At 61.7% G+C, this 16,266-nt stretch carries 14 protein-coding genes and 1 tRNA gene; 6 read left to right on the forward strand and 9 right to left on the reverse strand.

Translation table 11 applies throughout. The features are described 5' to 3' along the window. Positions 1-69: 69 nt before the first annotated feature. The 5 genes from INF35_RS12660 to INF35_RS12680 form a co-directional block, all read right to left on the reverse strand. A complete protein-coding gene (locus INF35_RS12660; protein WP_193503050.1) occupies positions 70-3,093 on the reverse strand; it encodes a glycoside hydrolase family 3 N-terminal domain-containing protein in 3,024 nt (1,007 codons plus the stop codon). Between the two features lie 202 nt (positions 3,094-3,295). After that, positions 3,296-4,573, reverse strand: a complete 1,278-nt coding sequence (locus tag INF35_RS12665; RefSeq protein ID WP_193503051.1) for an ATP-binding protein — start codon at positions 4,571-4,573, stop codon at positions 3,296-3,298. Further along, positions 4,573-5,280 (reverse strand): LytR/AlgR family response regulator transcription factor, encoded by a 708-nt coding sequence (locus INF35_RS12670; protein ID WP_193503052.1) that lies wholly within the window; start codon positions 5,278-5,280, stop codon positions 4,573-4,575. Before INF35_RS12670 ends, INF35_RS12665 begins: the two co-directional genes overlap by 1 nt. A gap of 113 nt (positions 5,281-5,393) precedes the next feature. Beyond that, positions 5,394-6,584: a pyridoxal phosphate-dependent aminotransferase gene (locus tag INF35_RS12675; protein ID WP_193503053.1), complete on the reverse strand. Its 1,191-nt coding sequence runs from the start codon at positions 6,582-6,584 to the stop codon at positions 5,394-5,396. Positions 6,585-6,687: 103 nt separating this feature from the next. Next, complete coding sequence (locus INF35_RS12680; RefSeq protein ID WP_193503054.1) at positions 6,688-7,350, reverse strand: HAD family hydrolase; 663 nt, start codon at positions 7,348-7,350, stop codon at positions 6,688-6,690. A gap of 256 nt (positions 7,351-7,606) precedes the next feature. Here INF35_RS12680 and INF35_RS12685 point away from each other — a divergent pair, with 256 nt between their 5' ends. From INF35_RS12685 to INF35_RS12710, 6 genes are all read left to right on the forward strand, one after another. Continuing rightward, positions 7,607-8,476 (forward strand): undecaprenyl-diphosphate phosphatase, encoded by an 870-nt coding sequence (locus INF35_RS12685; protein ID WP_193503055.1) that lies wholly within the window; start codon positions 7,607-7,609, stop codon positions 8,474-8,476. 169 nt (positions 8,477-8,645) lie between these two features. Beyond that, the gene (locus INF35_RS12690; RefSeq protein ID WP_193503056.1) at positions 8,646-8,873 is read left to right on the forward strand and encodes an acyl carrier protein; all 228 of its coding nucleotides are present in this window, start codon (positions 8,646-8,648) and stop codon (positions 8,871-8,873) included. Positions 8,874-8,923: 50 nt separating this feature from the next. Continuing rightward, positions 8,924-9,634: a hypothetical protein gene (locus INF35_RS12695; protein WP_193503058.1), complete on the forward strand. Its 711-nt coding sequence runs from the start codon at positions 8,924-8,926 to the stop codon at positions 9,632-9,634. A gap of 247 nt (positions 9,635-9,881) precedes the next feature. Then, the gene (gene argF / locus INF35_RS12700) at positions 9,882-10,874 is read left to right on the forward strand and encodes an ornithine carbamoyltransferase (protein WP_193503060.1); all 993 of its coding nucleotides are present in this window, start codon (positions 9,882-9,884) and stop codon (positions 10,872-10,874) included. Positions 10,875-11,210: 336 nt separating this feature from the next. Further along, positions 11,211-11,302 (forward strand) — tRNA-Ser (locus INF35_RS12705). Between the two features lie 76 nt (positions 11,303-11,378). Next, positions 11,379-11,939: a zeta toxin family protein gene (locus INF35_RS12710; protein ID WP_007047949.1), complete on the forward strand. Its 561-nt coding sequence runs from the start codon at positions 11,379-11,381 to the stop codon at positions 11,937-11,939. A 12-nt stretch (positions 11,940-11,951) separates the two neighbouring features. On the opposite strand, the gene INF35_RS12715 is transcribed toward INF35_RS12710, so the two are convergent. From INF35_RS12715 to INF35_RS12730, 4 genes are all read right to left on the reverse strand, one after another. Then, a complete protein-coding gene (locus tag INF35_RS12715) occupies positions 11,952-13,139 on the reverse strand; it encodes a tyrosine-type recombinase/integrase (RefSeq protein WP_193503062.1) in 1,188 nt (395 codons plus the stop codon). A gap of 181 nt (positions 13,140-13,320) precedes the next feature. After that, positions 13,321-14,676 (reverse strand): relaxase/mobilization nuclease domain-containing protein, encoded by a 1,356-nt coding sequence (locus INF35_RS12720; RefSeq protein ID WP_193503064.1) that lies wholly within the window; start codon positions 14,674-14,676, stop codon positions 13,321-13,323. Between the two features lie 27 nt (positions 14,677-14,703). Next, positions 14,704-14,973, reverse strand: a complete 270-nt coding sequence (locus INF35_RS12725) for a plasmid mobilization protein (protein WP_193503066.1) — start codon at positions 14,971-14,973, stop codon at positions 14,704-14,706. Then, the gene (locus tag INF35_RS12730; protein WP_193503068.1) at positions 14,970-16,184 is read right to left on the reverse strand and encodes an AAA family ATPase; all 1,215 of its coding nucleotides are present in this window, start codon (positions 16,182-16,184) and stop codon (positions 14,970-14,972) included. The genes INF35_RS12725 and INF35_RS12730 overlap by 4 nt, the downstream gene beginning before the upstream one ends. Positions 16,185-16,266: the final 82 nt, after the last annotated feature.

The raw sequence follows: 16,266 nt of genomic DNA on the forward strand, positions 1-16,266 counted from the left end.
GGGCCTCCCGGTCAGGAGGCCCCGCTTGCTGATGTATGGAATTTAGAGAATGTCGGTTTCAGGGTGCGGTCATTCCGCTTTCTGTGCAGCGGAGGTATTCGCCTTCTTGCGGCGGATGGCCAGCACCAGCTTGACGATGCACAGCACCGTCACAACGCCCAGCACCACATCCAGCACAATGAGGGCGATCTGCCACCACGGGGTGACGGAAACGATACGGGTATCGGCAGTAAAGCCGTTCATGGCGTTGGAGTTGGCCACCGTGTAGAGAATGCGATGGGTGGCCTGACGCATGGCCTGGGTCAGGTCGGGATCGCCCTGGTACAGGTTGATGAGGTCGTCGGTCCACTGCTCGGCGCTGGAGTCCCAGCTGTCGGTGCCGGCCATCAGGCCCCAGGCCACGTCAAAGCTCTTCATCATGATGCCGTAGGCAGCAAACTGAGAGTTGCCAGAGAAGTCGGTCAGCGCGAAGCCGGTCATGCCCCACTCGCCGCGCAGGACGTTGGTCATCAGACCCTTGTGCGCGCCGGACCAGGTGGCGCCGAAGCGGGCAAAGGAGTTCATGACGTTCTTGGCGCCGCCCTCGGTCACCGCGATGCGGAAAGGCTCCAGGTAGATCTCACGGATGGTCTGCTCGTCGGCCCAGGTGGAGATGCAGCGGCAGTGGCTCTCGGTATCGTTGAGGGCAAAGTGCTTGATGTAGACGTAAACGCCCTTGGACTGGATGCCCTGGATCTCGGAAGCGGCGATCTTGCCGGAGAGGAAGGAGTCCTCGGAGTAGTACTCGAAGTTACGGCCGGAGTAAGCGGTGCGGTGGATGTTCATGGCGGGGCCGTACAGGCCGGAAGCGCCCAGATCCAGCATATCGTTGCCGATGCAGCGGCCCACTTCCTCCATCAGTTCCACGTTAAAGGTGGCGGCCATGATGTTCTCGTCAGAATAAGCGCAGTGGCAGGTGGAGATACCGGTCAGCGTCTGGGTGAAGCCCTGGGGACCGTTGTCGTCCACGGTAGCGGGCTTGGAAACGGACAGCATGCGGGCGGTGTTGTGGTAGCCCTTGCCGATGAGCTCGGCCATCTCCTCAAAGGTGACCTGGTCCAGCAGCAGATCCCAGTCGGGATCGTCGTAGGCCTTGCCGACCATCATGCCCAGGGTCATGCCGTTGTCGGCGCCCATGGTGGGCATCTCGGTGGTGGAACCGTCCACGCCGTCATAGGTCTGGTAGAGGTTCAGGTCAGCCAGGATGGCGTCGTTGGCCTCCAGCTCAATGACCTGGGGCCAGGTGCCCTGCCAGTCACTGCGGGACAGGGTGGTCATGGTGTCCTCAACGCCGTAGTATTCCAGGCTGGCGTTGTCGAACTGGTTGGTGATCTCAGCGCCGGTGGCGGCGGAGACGGAGTAGGTCTCGGCATCCAGGGCGGCGTTGGTGTACTTGTAGGTCATGGCGGCATCGCCGGCGGCGGTCATGCCGTTTTCCACGGTGTAGCCCTTGGCGGCCAGGACGTTGTTGACGGCGTCGTGGGCGTCATGGGCGGCGGTCAGGTAGTAGTCGCCGGCGTCCAGGATGTAGGTCTTGGCGGTAGTTGCGTCGTAGCAGGTCAGTTCGGAGCGGGGCACGGTGATGGTGACCGTCTCGGAAGCGCCAGGCTCCAGGGTCTCGGTCTTGTCAAAGCCGCACAGCTCCACGCTGGCCTTTTCAATGCCGTTGGCCTTGTCGTAATCGGTATAGGGGGACTGGAAGTAGACCTGGACCACTTCTTTGCCGGCAACGCTGCCGGTGTTGGTGACGGTCACGCTGACCTGGAAGCTGTCCGACGCGGCGTCGTAGGTGGTGGAGAATCCGGACCAGTCAAAGGTGGTGTAGGACAGGCCGTAGCCAAAGGGATAGGCGACCACAGAGTTGTAGTCGTAGTCCCCGGCATTGCCCTGGCCCATGACCACGTCCTCGTAGCGGGTCTCGTAGTAGCGGTAACCCACGTAGATGCCTTCCTGGTAGGCGATGTAGTAGCCGTTGCCGTCCAGGCCGCCGTTGGCCACAGAGTACCAGGTAGCGGTGTCGGCCTCGTCAAAGTTGGTGTAAGCCTGGGCATAGTAGCCCACCAGGCCGGGGGCGGTGGTGTTGTCGTAGCAGTAGGTGTCCACCAGCTTGCCGGAGGGGTTGACGTTGCCCACCAGAATGTCGGCAACGGCGTTCAGGCCCCAGGTGCCGGTGTAGCCGATCCACAGAGCGGCGTCCACACCGTAGGCGGGATCGTTGAGGAAGCCGCATTCCAGAGCGTTGGTGGAGTTGATGAGGACAATGACCTTGTCAAACTCCTCGTTGGCCATCTTGAGCATGTCCTGCTCTTCCTGGGTCAGTGCCAGGACGTTGGTGCCGTCGGTATAGTCGCCGTATTCCAGGTCAGCGCCTTCGCCCGCCACGCGGGAGATGGTGACGATGGCGGCGTCACCGTACTGGGCAAAGCTGGAGCGGACGTCGGTGATGCTTTCCAGGCCGGCGGCGACATCAGAGGCGCTGACGTTGGTGCCGTAGGCGGAGACGGGCACCTCGTTGATGTGCCAGGCGGCACGGTCGCCCAGGCTGACGCCCTTGCCGGGGGAGCGGACGTAGTCCTTGCCGGCGCCGGTGGTGTAGAAGTCCCACAGGACAGGGTTGACTTCCAGGCCGACTTCTTCCAGAGCTTCCTTGAGGGTGGGAGCGTTGGAGGTATCAATGTCCGCAGAGCCGGTGCCGCAGGTCACGATGTCCACCGAGGAATGGCTCAGGGTGCTGACCTTGCTGCCCGCAGCCAGGGGCAGTGCGCCGTCGTTTTTGAGCAGGACGGCGCCCTCGCCGGTGAGCTGCTCGGCGATCTCCTTGTCGTGGGCTTCCAGTTCTTCCACGCTGTCGAAATCGCTTTCAAAGTAGACCGCCTCGTCATCGGTATTCTTGGTGGCAAAGGTGGAGGTCTGCAGGGCGATGTTTACCGCCTGCGAGCTGGCAAAGGCCAGCTGGGTGCCGATGCAGGCCGCCGCAAACAATACGGCGAACAGCACCGACAAAACAGAGAACAGCGCAATACCGCTGCCCTTCTTTTTTGCTTTGCTTTCCATTTTTCTTCTCCTTACATCATCAAACTGTTTCGGCGGACCGCCATTTCCGCCAAATGTCGATGTCAAGTGTAAACGTTTCTTTTTTCCCCATCAACCTCTTTGCGAAAAGCGGTCGCCAGGGCGGGATAATCGGTTTTTGGCACACAAAAAAGGAGCCCCGGTCTTGTGCATTTTGCGCAAGACCGGGGCTATATTTTCAGCATTATAACGTAGTCTCTCCTACCGGGATAACCACCCGCACGGTGAGCACACCGTCGTTCACATCCACGTTCAGCATACCATCGTACCGCCGCACGATGCGCCGCACACCCTTGAAGCCAAACCCCTGGAGCAGTGTGGCGCGGCGGGCCCGGGGCAGGCCGTCCTCAATGGTCAGCTTGCCGTAAACCGGATTGGATACATTCACCACAACAAAATCCTGCCTGCGACATACCAATACTTCCACCAAACGGCGGTCACTGTCCGCAAAGGCGGAGACCTCCTCAATGGCGTTGTCCAGCGTGATGGAAAACAGGCCGTACAGATCCGCGGCTTCCAGAAAATCCAGGGCTGTACCGTCAGCCACGCAGGTCAGGCGGATGCCCCGCTCCTCACATAGCAATCCCTTTTCGGTCAGGACGGTGTTGAGGACCTCGTTGCCGGTGCGGATCATACCGTCATAGTTGTCAATGGCCTGTTCCAGCTCTGTGTCGGGAGCGCCGCCCGCCTTGCGCAGGGCGGCCATCTCCATTTTCAGGGCGTGGCACCGGCGGTTGATAAGCTGAACACTGCGCCGGGCGTTGGCATACTGCCGTTTCTGCTGGTCCAGCAGCAGGTTTAGGGTATTCAATTCCTTTTGGATGGCCGCTTTTTTGAACAGTTCGTTCTGCAGGTAGAGTACCGTCAGACAATAAAACTGCCCCAAAACAGCAGGCAGGACAATGTTGTCCTGCCAGGCGGTGACCATCAGGCCCTGGCTGAGCAGTTCAAACAAAAGGGAAAACAGCAGTGCCAGCAGTCCCGCGCTGATCAGCTGCATGGCGCTGGGGTCATAGCGGCCGTTGTTGGGCATCCACCGGGCGGCGGTGAACCGCACCAGCAGATAAACCAGGGTGCCGAACAGCACCTCTACCCACCAGAACTGCCGCCAGGGCAGGGTGCCTTCCTCCAGCACGATGCCCTGCACGGCCATCCAAAGCTCATGCACACACTGGGCAGCCACGGTGCTCAGCACCGCACAGTAAGCGGCGCCCAGGGCAGACAGCTTTGCGCAGGAACCGGCCAGAAAGGTAAGTACCACCCACATCAGGATGCGCCGGGGCATGGCCCACATATCCTGCCCCAGAGGTGACAGTAAAAGCGCCGCCAGTACGCATGCGGCGATCCCGGCCACTGCGCGGATGGCATACTTGCCCCGGTGGCGCAGCGGGTCAATAAAGCACATGGCCGCCTGCCAGTAAAAAAGGCCTTCCAGCAGACCGCCGGCGATCAGCTCTCCCATCACGCACCGCCTCCCACATAGGCGGCTACCGCCGCCAGAAAAGCGGTCTTGCACCGGCGGCTGATCTCCAGGGAATGCCCCGCCACCGTCACGGTATCCCGCACGATGCCGCTGACATACCGCAGATTGACCAGGTAGCACTGGTTGCACCGGACAAAGTTCCAGGGGGCCAGTTCCTTTTCCGCCGCGGACAGACTGCCCCGCAGCCGGAATACCCCTTTGGCCGTATGATAATAGAGCATCCGGTCCCGGGTCTCCAGGTAATAGATTTCCTGGGTGTCCAGCATCTGCATGCCGTCGGCCAGCTGCAGGCAGACGGTGTGCCGTGCCTGCTGCCGGGCCCGACGCACCGCCCGGTCCAGCTTGACACTGAAGGTGAAATAGTTCACCGGCTTGAGGATGAAGTCCAACGCCTCCACCTCGTACCCATCCACCGCGTACCGGGCAATGTTGGTGATGAACACAATGACCACATCTCTGTCCCGCTGCCGCAGAGCGCGGGCGGTCTCCATGCCGTCGATGCCGGGCATTTCCACGTCCAGCAGCAGAATATCGCAGGAAGTGTCGTACTGCCGCAGCAGTTCGTCCCCGCTGGCAAAGGCCCGGACCTCCAGTTCCAGCCCGTGCTCCGCGCCGTACCGGTCCAGATACTGCCGCAGCTGCAGCGCCATGGCCGGGTCGTCCTCCGCAAAACTGATGTGCAGCATCTTTTCCTGCCTCCTCTGCTGCAAATTCAAAGGGCTGCGCCGCGGCACCCGCGGCGCAGCCCTGCTGCTGTCATTATACAGGGAATGCCGTCCCTTTTTCAACTGTGACCGTCTCAGCGGCGGTACTCCTCATGCACAAAGCGCTCCAGAGCGGCAAAGCTGCGCCGGACCTTGTCGGTGTCGATGCAGTAAGCCATGCGGAAATATCCCGGGCAGCCGAAGGTATCGCCGGGGACAAGCACCAGATCGTAGCGGGTGGCCTTCTGGCAGAAGGCGTTTGAGTCCTCCTCCAATGCCTTGGGGAAGATGTAGAAGGTGCCGTCCGGCTTGACCACCGTAAAGCCCAGGCGTTTCAGTTCGGCGTAGATCAGCTCCATGTTCTTCTCATACACCGAAAGATCGCTGGTCAGTTCCAGGCATTGGGCCACCGCCAGCTGGATGATGGAGGGCGGGCAGTTGTGGCCGGTGCCCCGGGAGATCTGCCCGCATACCGGGACCATCTTGTCCGCCTGCTCAGCGGCAGGGTTGACCGCCACGTAGCCGATACGCTCGCCGGGGAGGCTCAGGCTTTTGGAGAAGGAATAGCAGGTCAGGGTATCGTCGTAGAATTTGGCGGGATAGTTGATCTGCCGTCCCCCGAACAAAATCTCCCGGTAGGGCTCGTCCGAGATGAGGAAGATATGCCGCCCGTATTTGGCCGAGGCCCGTTTCAGGATGTCCGCCATGCTGGTGAGGGTCTCGCTGCTGTAGGCCGCGCCGGAGGGATTGTTGGGGGTGTTGATGAGCACCGCGGCAGTCTGGGGGCCCAGCGCCGCCTCAAAGGCAGCCAGGTCCACCTGGAAATCCTCCACCCGGGGCGGGACAATGTGCAGTTTCAGCCCGGCGCCCTCGATGTAGGGCTTGTACTCGGGAAAGAAGGGGGCCATGACCACGACCTCCTCCCCGGGGTTGGCCACGCAGCGCAGGGCGTGGGCGATGGCGCCCGCCGCACCGCTGGCCATAAAGATATGCTCAGGGCCATAGTTCATGCCGAAGCGGCGGTTGAGGCTTTCGGCCACAGCAGCCCGCACCGAGGCAATGCCCAGGGAGGGGCTGTAGCCGTGGAGCTCCACCGGGCGGGCAGTGCGCAGCAGATGGATCATGGTCTCGGTGAACTGGGGCGGGCAGGGTACGCTGGGATTGCCCAGGGAATAATCGAACACATTGTCGTAGCCGATCTCGGCGCCCCGGGCGGCAGCCCACTCGCTGAGGGTCCGGATGACGGATTTGGCGCCAAGCATGTCAAGATATTGCTGCGGAATCATCGAAACAACCTCCTCATATTCTTTCGCACGGCAGGCAGGGCCGCCCCGATGGGCCGCCGGGCCGTGCACCATGTCTTTGGATCTTTCCCGCCGGGGAGGGCCGTCAGACATCCTCCCCCAGGATGACCCGGGCCAGGGCGTCGGTGTCGGCGGCCAGATAATCGGCCCCCGCCTCGCTCAGTTCCTCCCGGGTGCGGAAGCCCCACAGCACGCCGCAGCAGGGCAGCCCGGCGTTTTTGGCGGTGGCCACATCCACGTTGCTGTCTCCCACGTAAAGAGTAGTGGCCGGGTCGGCACCGATCTGCGCCATCAGGGCCAGAGTGCCCTCCGGGGCGGGCTTTTTGGGCACGTCGGCAAAGGCCCCCCGCACCTGCACAAAGAGGGACGGGTCAAAGTAATGGGCCACCACCCCTCTGGCCAGGGCATCGTCCTTGTTGGAGAAGACCGCCAGCCGCACGCCCCTGGCATTGAGGACGGCCAGCAGCTCGGGCATACCCGGATAGGGCGCAGTCTTGTCGAACATGTGATCGTGGTAGTCGGCATCAAAGTCGTGATAAGCGGCTTCCAGCACCTCGGGGGTGCGCCGGTCCTCCGGTGTCAGACGCTCGATGAGCTTGGGAATGCCGTTGCCCACCAGGTAGCGGAACTGGTCCACCGTATGGGTGGGCCAGCCCCGGGCGGCGCACAGGCGGTTACCCGCGTCGGCCAGGTCCTCGATGGTGTTGAGCAGCGTCCCGTCCAGATCAAACAAAACGGTATGATACATCTTTCCTTTCCCTTTCCGCGGCGTGCCATTATCTGCCCCGCCGCTGTGCTACCTATTATAGAAGCATTTTTTCAAAACGGCAACGGGGAGGGGCAAATCCCGGGCAGGAATCTTTCCCCGGGAAAGATGTGGGCAGGTTTTGCCGGGCCGTCTGCCGGAATTTTACATCTTTCCCGCCGGACGAAGGGGGCGCCGGGGCTTTCCTTCCGCCAAATCTGTGATAAAATAGGAGCATAGAATCAGGGGGTAAATGGAAATGGCATTTTTGTTTGAGATTCTCAAGGCCGTGGCCTACGGCGTCATCGAGGGCATCACCGAGTGGCTGCCCATCTCCAGCACCGGCCATATGATCCTGGCCGAACAGATTTTGAAGTTCGACCTCTCCGCCGACTTCATGGAGATGTTCCGGGTGGTCATTCAGCTGGGCGCCATCCTGGCGGTGGTAGTGCTCTACTTCCAGAAGCTCTGGCCCTTCTGCCGGGACAACGGCCGGGACAACGGTCTTGCCCGCCATGTGCGCTGGCCCATCATGCGTATGTGGTTCAAGATCATTGTGGCCTGCATCCCCGCCGCCGTGCTGGGCATCCTGCTGGACGACTGGATGGATGAACACCTCTACAACAGCATTGTGGTGGCCCTCATGCTCATTGTCTACGGCGTGGCCTTCATCCTCATCGAGCGCCGTCCCCGCCCGCCCAAGGTCACCAAGCTCTCCCGCATCACCTACAAAAACGCGCTGGCCGTGGGCGGCTGGCAGGTGCTGTCCCTCATCCCCGGCACCTCCCGCAGCGGCTCCACCATCCTGGGCGGCATGCTCTGCGGCCTCTCCCGCCCCTGCGCGGCTCAGTTCACCTTCTTCCTGGCCATTCCCGTCATGGCCGGCGCCAGCCTGCTCAAGCTGGTCAAGTTCTTCGCCAAGGGCAACCTCTTCACCTTCAATGAGGTGGTCATTCTGCTGGTGGGCTGCCTGGTGGCCTTCTTTGTCTCCATCGCCGCCATCCGCTTTTTGATGGACTATGTCAAACGCCACAGTTTTACGGTGTTTGGCTGGTACCGCATCGTGCTGGGCGTCATCGTGCTGGCCGTCTGGGCGGTGCAGCAGCTCACCGCCGTGCCCGCCGCCTGACACAAAGACAAACCATTCCTGTTCTCCCCGCAAGGTGCCCGACCTGCGGGGATTTTTTTGTACAATTCGCCGTGGTTCCCTCTCTTGACGCACAACATCCCGGCCGCTATCATAAAAACAGAAACCGGCGGCGAGCTCCGCCGGGCAGTCAGGATTGGAGGGATTCAGGATGACGTTTGAAGATCTGCAGGAGATTCTGGCCGAGCAGTTCAGCTGCAGCCCTGAGGATGTGACCGAGGACACCGACCTCTTTGACGACCTGGGCGCCGATGAGCTGGACTTGACCGAGCTGGCCTGGAACGTGGGCGAGGGCATCGGTGAAGAGGTATCCGACGAGGACATTGCCGCCTGCCGCACCGTGGGCGATGTGTGGCAATATATCTGCGATCACACCTGATCCGCCCCGGATGTACCACACACGGTAAAAAAGAGAAAGAGGATGCATTCATGAGAAAAGCAAGAGCAATGGCGGTTATTGCCATGACCCTGGCCGTCCTGACTCTGGCCGGCTGTCAGTCTGGCGGACCGGGGGTCGGCCAGCCAGGCAGCCAGACGAGCGGAGAAGTGGAAGTGCCGGAATACGGCTGGGACACCACCCTTGATGAGGTGATCGCCGAACTGGACCAGGCCGGTGCGGAGTATTCTTCCTCCGACGACTGGATCGAGATCGAGGACGGAACGCTGTTCGGCCTGGACGCGTATACCGTGGAACTGAACTTTCAGGACGGTCAGCTGGTCGCGGTGTCGGGATACCTGATAGAAGATGAAGAAACCTGCATCGATGCCATCCGTTCGGCGCTGGGCGCTCCGGCAGAGGACTTCCGCCAGATCATGTCCCAGCTGTCGGACGACGGTCCCAAGGCCTATGAAAACGAAGCCATGGATGGCTATGTCTGGATCAGCACCAATACCCTGGCGGATAATCTTTCTCCCGAAGCCCTGGAACAGTACCGCAGTATCTACACCAAGGACTACGATGAAACCCAGATGGCCAGCCGGGAAGAAACCGAAGACGACGGGACCCGTGTCTGGTACGGTGAGGCAGCCATCGACGCTTTCCTTTCCAACCCCAGCAGCTACTGCCTGTGCGAGAAATACAACGCTTGGCAAGTCACCGTACAGCGCTATGACCTGCTTTTTGAAAATATGATCCTTTGATCGTTTTTCCACATCCCCGTGCAAATCATTTTTCAGCCGCCCGGTGTCCCGCAGCTGCGGAGCGCCGGGCGGCTGTCTGCTGTTGCGGGACCGCCCACAGGCAGGTCGCATAAATATGCAAAATATGCAAGAAATATAGATTTCTCTTGCAAATTCCGTCCGGTTGTGCCATACTGGAATCACACATTGTACCCAGGGACAGGCAGCTGTGCTCTGCCGTTTGGGAAAGAAAAGGAGAGAACATGGCATGAATCTGAAAGGCAGAGATTTTCTTACACTGCTGGACTATCCCCCGGAAGAGATCGGGGCGCTTCTGGACCTGGCCGCCGAGCTCAAGGCCAAAAAGAAGGCCGGCGTCCTCCACGACGTGCTGCGGGGCAAAAACGTGGCCCTGATTTTTGAAAAGACCTCCACCCGTACCCGCTGCAGCTTTGAGGTGGCGGCCCACGACCTGGGCATGGGCACCACCTATCTGGACCCCACGGGCAGCCAGATCGGCAAGAAGGAGAGCATCGCCGACACCGCCCAGGTGCTGGGCAGCATGTTTGACGGCATCGAGTACCGTGGCTACGGCCAGAGCATCGTGGAAGAGCTGGCAAAGTATTCCCCCGTACCGGTGTGGAACGGCCTGACCAATGAGTTCCACCCCACCCAGATCCTGGCGGATTTCCTGACCCTGCGGGAGCACTTCGGCCATCTGGCGGGGCTCAAGTTTGTCTATATGGGCGACGCCCGGTACAATATGGGCAACTCCCTCATGATCGGATGCGCCAAAATGGGCCTGCACTTCACGGCCTGCGCCCCCAAGGCCTACTGGCCGGAGGACGCCCTGGTCCAGCGCTGCCAGGCCATCGCTGCCGAGACCGGCGCCACCCTCACCTTTACCGAGAACCCCGACGATGTGGCCGGTGCCGACGCCGTCTACACCGATGTGTGGGTGAGCATGGGCGAGCCGGAGGAAGTCTGGGCCCAGCGCATCCACGACCTTGCCCCCTACCAGGTCAACGCAGCCCTCATGGCCAAGGCCGGGCCCCAGGCGGTGTTCATGCACTGCCTGCCCGCCTACCACGACCACTGCACCCAGGTGGGCCGCACCATGGGTGAAAAGTTCGGCCGGGACGCCATGGAAGTGACCGACGAGGTCTTTACCGGCAAGCAGAGCATCGTTTTCCAGGAAGCGGAAAACCGCATGCACACCATCAAGGCGGTCATGGCCGCCACTCTGGGCGCGGAGTTCTGAACCGGCTCCGCCGTCCTCATACTGTTTCGCGCCTCGCCCTGCGGCGGGGCGCTTTTTGCGCGCTGCCGCAAAAAAGAATTGACGCAATATATAAAGTTTGCTATAATATTCAGGTACATCGGCGCCGGTATCCGGCGCCATGATAGGGAGCAGTACTCAAGTGGTCGAAGAGGCGTGACTCGAAAGTTTGCAGCCCGTTGGCCGATTCGTCCGCCGCGAATGGCGTGACGGCGGGATTTTCCCGGGGTATGCATCCGGTTATTATCCGCTTATCTTGCATCGAAATCTTGCATTTTTCCGAAAGGTTTGCAAGGCGGTGCTGGAAAAACTTAATATGGAGATGTACTCAAGAGGTCGTAAGAGGGAGCACTCGAAATGCTTTAGGTCTCGAGAGAGGCGCGTGGGTTCGACTCCCACCATCTCCGCCAAATCCCTCAGGAATCTTCCTGAGGGTATTTTTGTATTTTCACGGCAAGAACCCCTTGCCGTTTGGGAGGAAGCGCTATGCCGACATTTACCATCGTGGGCGGGGTCAACGGGGCAGGCAAGAGCAGCCTGTCCGGTGTTCTGAAGGATTGTTTGGACGACTTGGGCGTTATCGTGGACCCCGACAGACTGACCGCCCAGCACGGCGGCGATGAGTATGCCGGGGGCCAGGCTGCCGTTGCCAAACTGCAGGACTGCCTTGCCCAGGGCATTGACTTCACCGAGGAAAGCACCCTTTCGGGCAGCTTCTCCCGCAAAATGGCCCGCGCGGCCCGGGACAAGGGCTACACCGTGCGGCTGTACTATGTGGGCCTGGATACCGCCGAGGAATCGGTCCGGCGGATCGCCAACCGGGTAGCCCGCGGCGGCCACGACATCCCGACCCAGGACGTGGAACGCCGATTTGCCCGGCGTTTCCGGGACCTGGGCAAGCTGCTGCCGCTGTGCAACGAGGCAACCTTCTATGACAACGACAATGGCTTCCGGGTGGTGGCTTTCTATCGCAACGGGGAACTGCTGCCCGCAACCGATACGCCGCCTGTCTGGCTCACCGACCTGCGTCGGGAGCTCGCGCTCTGAACCAGTGTAGGATTACCACCGGTTTTCGGGCAGTTCTTCCGGCAGCGGCAGGGCTTGCTCCATCGTGGCGGCGCTGAGCTGCTTGGACTGGGAATCCAGGTGGGCGTAGATGTTGGCCGTGGTGGAGATGTCGCTGTGGCCCAGCCATTCCTGGATCTGCTTCATGGGCACGCCCTGCTTGAGCAGCAGACTGGCGCAGGAGTGGCGCAGATCGTGGAACCGGATCTTCCGCAGGCCGTGGTCGGCCAGCAGCTTGGCAAATCCGTCGGTCACCGCGTTGGGCAAAATGAGATTGCCCATCTCGTCCACGAACAGGTAGCCTTTGTACTTCTGGTTGTAGCAGTTGCCGCACAGCTTCTCGTTGTAGGCCTGCTGCTCTTTCAACGCCCGCAGCCGCTGGGCAAAGCTGGCCACTAGCGGCAGGGTGCGCAGGCTGGACTTGGTCTTGGCCCGGTCAGCCTCCACCAGGACGTGTTTGCCCTCCAGGTTGGTGCTGGTTACGATGTGCCGGATGGTCAGGGTACCGGCCTCAAAGTCCACGGCGTCCCACCGCAGGCCCAGCACCTCGCCCCGGCGCAGCCCGTAGAAGGCTGCAAACTGGATGATCAGTTCCAGCCGATGACCCCGGGCGGCTTCGAAAAGCTGCTCCATCTCCTCGGCGGTGTAGTAGGCGGCCAGGTACTTCTCGGGTTTGGGCCGTTCTACCTTGTCCACCGGGTTGCCGGGGATCAGGTCCAGCTTCACGGCGTATTTCAGCGCCTTGTGCAGGTTGGCGTGCTGCCGCAGTACGCTGGTGGCTTTCAGCGTTTCCAGCTCGTGGAGATAGAAACTCTGGATATGCCGCGCCTGCAGCCCGCCCAGCGTGATGCCGGTGGGCTCGAAGTAGGGGACGATGTGGTTCTTCACATTGAAGTTGTAGGAGGACCAGGTGGTTTCCTGTACGGCGGGGCGGATGATTTTCAGCCAGTAGAGCATATAGTCACTGAACACCATATCAGGGCTCAGTTCCTCTTTGCGGTTGGGTTTGGGCGGCGTGAAGCTGCGGCGCAATTCCCGCAGCATCTCCTCCGCCCGTTTTTTGTTGCCCTTCACAGGCAGGCCGGTGGCGTGCCAGGGCTGTTTGCGCTTGCCGTCGGCACCGGTGTAGCTGAGCACCATGTAGTAATATCCGTTTTTCTCTTGCAGTCGGCCTGCGACCATAGGCATTTCTCCTTTCATACTCGTTTGTACGGGTTTTCCGGGTCCAGCACAACAATACCCGGAATCCCCGGCAAAAGCTATTCACAAATCTACACAAGGATACGGCCTTGTTTTGGGTACGAATCTACCAAAGCGCCCGCGTCGGGAACTTCCCGGCGCGGGCTTTTGGTATGGTTGTGGTTCAGCGCTCCAGATCGCGGCGGCGCTTGCGGTGGCGGGCTTTTTCCTCGGCCCGCTGGCGGGCCTGTTCCGCCAACGCCTTGCGGCAGGTGGTGGTGGCTCGTACCCTTCGGAGAATCCTGTCACAGACTTCATCCTCGTGCCGCAGCGCCTTGATCTGGCAGGTCAGTCCGGCCCGACGCTCGGCGGTACCGGGCGGCGTGACCTTGTGCCGCAGCAGCCGGGCACAGTTGGCGCGCTCCTTGCAGAGGGCGTCGATCTGTGCCGCCAGTTCCCGGCGGTGGGCCTCCACCTCGTCGGTGGTGTGGAAATCCCGGTCAAAGCAGAGGTGCATCTCCTCCAACGTGCGCTCCACGTTGCGCCAGATTGCTTCGATCTCGGGCCAGTTGATGGACGCCTGGGGATTCGGCTTGGCCTGCACCTTGTACCGGAAGTAGAGATACTGCCGGCCCAGGTGAGGCTTCCCGAAGAGCTCATCCAGCAGTCCCCTGTACCGTACCTTGGCCCAGGAACGGCAGACCGGGCGTTTGGGACGGTCGTACCCGCCGAACAGGCTGTAATAGTGGGGACCGAACTGGTAATAGTGGGCGTCCAGCACCTGGGCCAGCGCGAGCCAGTCGAACTCCGGGCCCAGGCGATGCACCCGCACCGGGCGGCCGCCGTCCACCGAGCGAAGCGTGGCGTACTTGCGGCCCTCCTCCCGCCGCCACAGGTAGCCCATCCGACGCAGGGCCAGGGCAAAGTCCTCCTCGGTGCTGGTCTGCTGGAGGGCGGTTTGCAGAGCCTCCCGCATCCGGTTGTACCGGGTGGGTTCACCCCGGCGTTCCGCTTCGTAGAGGGGACGCGGTGTGCTCTTGCCGGGGGTCTGTACCACCGACAACCCCTGGGCCCGGCAGAGGGCATCGGAAGCGCGGCGCAGTTCCCGGTACTGGCTGCGGCGCTGCTCGTACTTTTTGCCATCCACATAGGACACTGCGTTGATGACAAAGTGGTTGTGCAGGCAGTGGGTGTTCATGTGGGTGGCCACCAGTACCTGAAACCGCCCGCCCCACACCTGCCGGGCCAGCTCCACCCCGATGGCGTGGCACTGTTCCGGGGTCACCTCGCCGGGCTGGAAACTCTGGTAGGCGTGCATCGCCACCACGCCCTCGGTCTTGCCGAACTTCCGCTGCACCGCCCGCATATCCGCCCAGGCGGTTTCGGGGCGGCAATGAATGCCCGACACCAGCTTGGCGCTTTCCGTCAAGGTAGTCTTGGCGTCGTTCCCGGCGTAGTGCAGCGCCTGGGACAGGGCGCCGTATTCGGTTTTCTCCGGGTTGGCAGCATAATCCACCACCCGACGCAGGTTGTCCCGCACCGGCCAGATCTTGGTGACGGCCAGGGATTACTCCTTCGGCAGCAGGGCATCCCGGATCTGGTCTGTGGCCGCCCGGCAGGGGAGCGCGTCCCCGGGCGGCAGACGGTCCGCCAGCGCGTCCAGTTCTTCCAGAGCGGAAAATAAAGACGCGGGCGGATGAAACTGCGGTGTGTACCCCAGTGCCTGCTGCCGGAGATATTCCGACAGCGTCAGACCGCAGCGCCGGGCGGCGGATGCCATCCGGTGTTTTTCAGCCGGTGTCACCCGCACGTTGATGCCCACGGTGCGGTTTCTCACGAGACCGCCTCCTGTGAGAAATCGGGGCTCGGGGCCGTCCCCGTAGGAGCGGCGGTGTCCGCCGCGGCGAAGGGTTGCCCGTCGGCAACACAAAGCCCATGCTCGCTACCGTGATGCGGCCCCGGTGACGGTGATGACGATGATGACGGTACGGGGGTCGCACCCTCTTCACCAGCCGGTACCGTACCAGACGGTAAAGGGGATCTGCCGGTATCATCGTCACTACCGTCATGACCGTCATTCCTGTCACAGGTGAAGCACAGCAGCCGGGTGTTGGAGGTGCGCCGGGACTGGTAGCGGATGCCCTGCGGGGCAAACACCGTGTAGAAGTGCTCCACCAGTTTGCGGGTGAACTGGTTGGGCTGTACCCCGGTGATAGCCGCGGCGGTCAGCAGGTCGGTGGCGGTGCCTGTCCAGGTGCCGACGCGCTGGACAAAGTCCGCCGCCCGCCACAGGTAGTCCGGAACAGCCTTCCGGACCTGCTCCTCGGCAGATTCCTCCTCCAACAGCTGCCAGATGCAGTCCCGTGTCTGCAGGTGGAGGGTGCAGCTGTCCATGTCACGGCCTGTCACCAGCAGCCGGGCCGTGTCGCTCATCCGCTGGCGCTGCAGAAGCCAGATGGTGTCGGCGGCGCCCATCAGGCCGTTGGACCCGGAAATTTGCTGGAATGGGTCGGATGCGCCCTGTTTGCGCAGATGATGCACCAGCAGCAACCCGATGCCGCGGCGGTCCGCCAGGGATTTCAGCGCGCTCATATCCTGATAATCGCTGGCGTAAGCGCCGTTGTTCGGGTCGGCGGTGCGGACCTTCTGCAAGGTGTCGATGACCACCAGCCCGGTTTCGGGGTGCTGGGACAGGAATTTCTCGATCTGGAGTTCCAGTCCGTCCCCGATGGCGCAGCTTCCGGTCTGGAAGTACAACCGGCTGGGAACGGGGTCCTCGGTCAGGCGGAACAAACGACCCTGAATGCGGGCATAGGTGTCCTCCAGACAGAGGTACAGTACGGTCTGCGGCAGGGTGGTGCGGCCCCAGATCTCGCCGCCCCGGGCCAGCTGCAGGCAAAGCCACAGGCACAGCCAACTTTTGCCTGCCTTGCTGGCACCGGCCAACAAGGAAAGCCCGGCGGGCAACAGGCCGGGAATCAGCCACCGTACCGGCGGCAGCGGGGTGGAAAGTAGAGTTTCAGCATCAATAGGTTCGTTTCTCTGCATGGCATACGCCTCCTTCTTGCTGGGCCACAGGCCGCCCAACGGGGCCCTGTGGCGCAACCTTTGCGACAATGCGGGTAACGGT

Source organism: Gemmiger gallinarum (assembly GCF_014982805.1).
Classification (GTDB): domain Bacteria; phylum Bacillota; class Clostridia; order Oscillospirales; family Ruminococcaceae; genus Gemmiger; species Gemmiger gallinarum.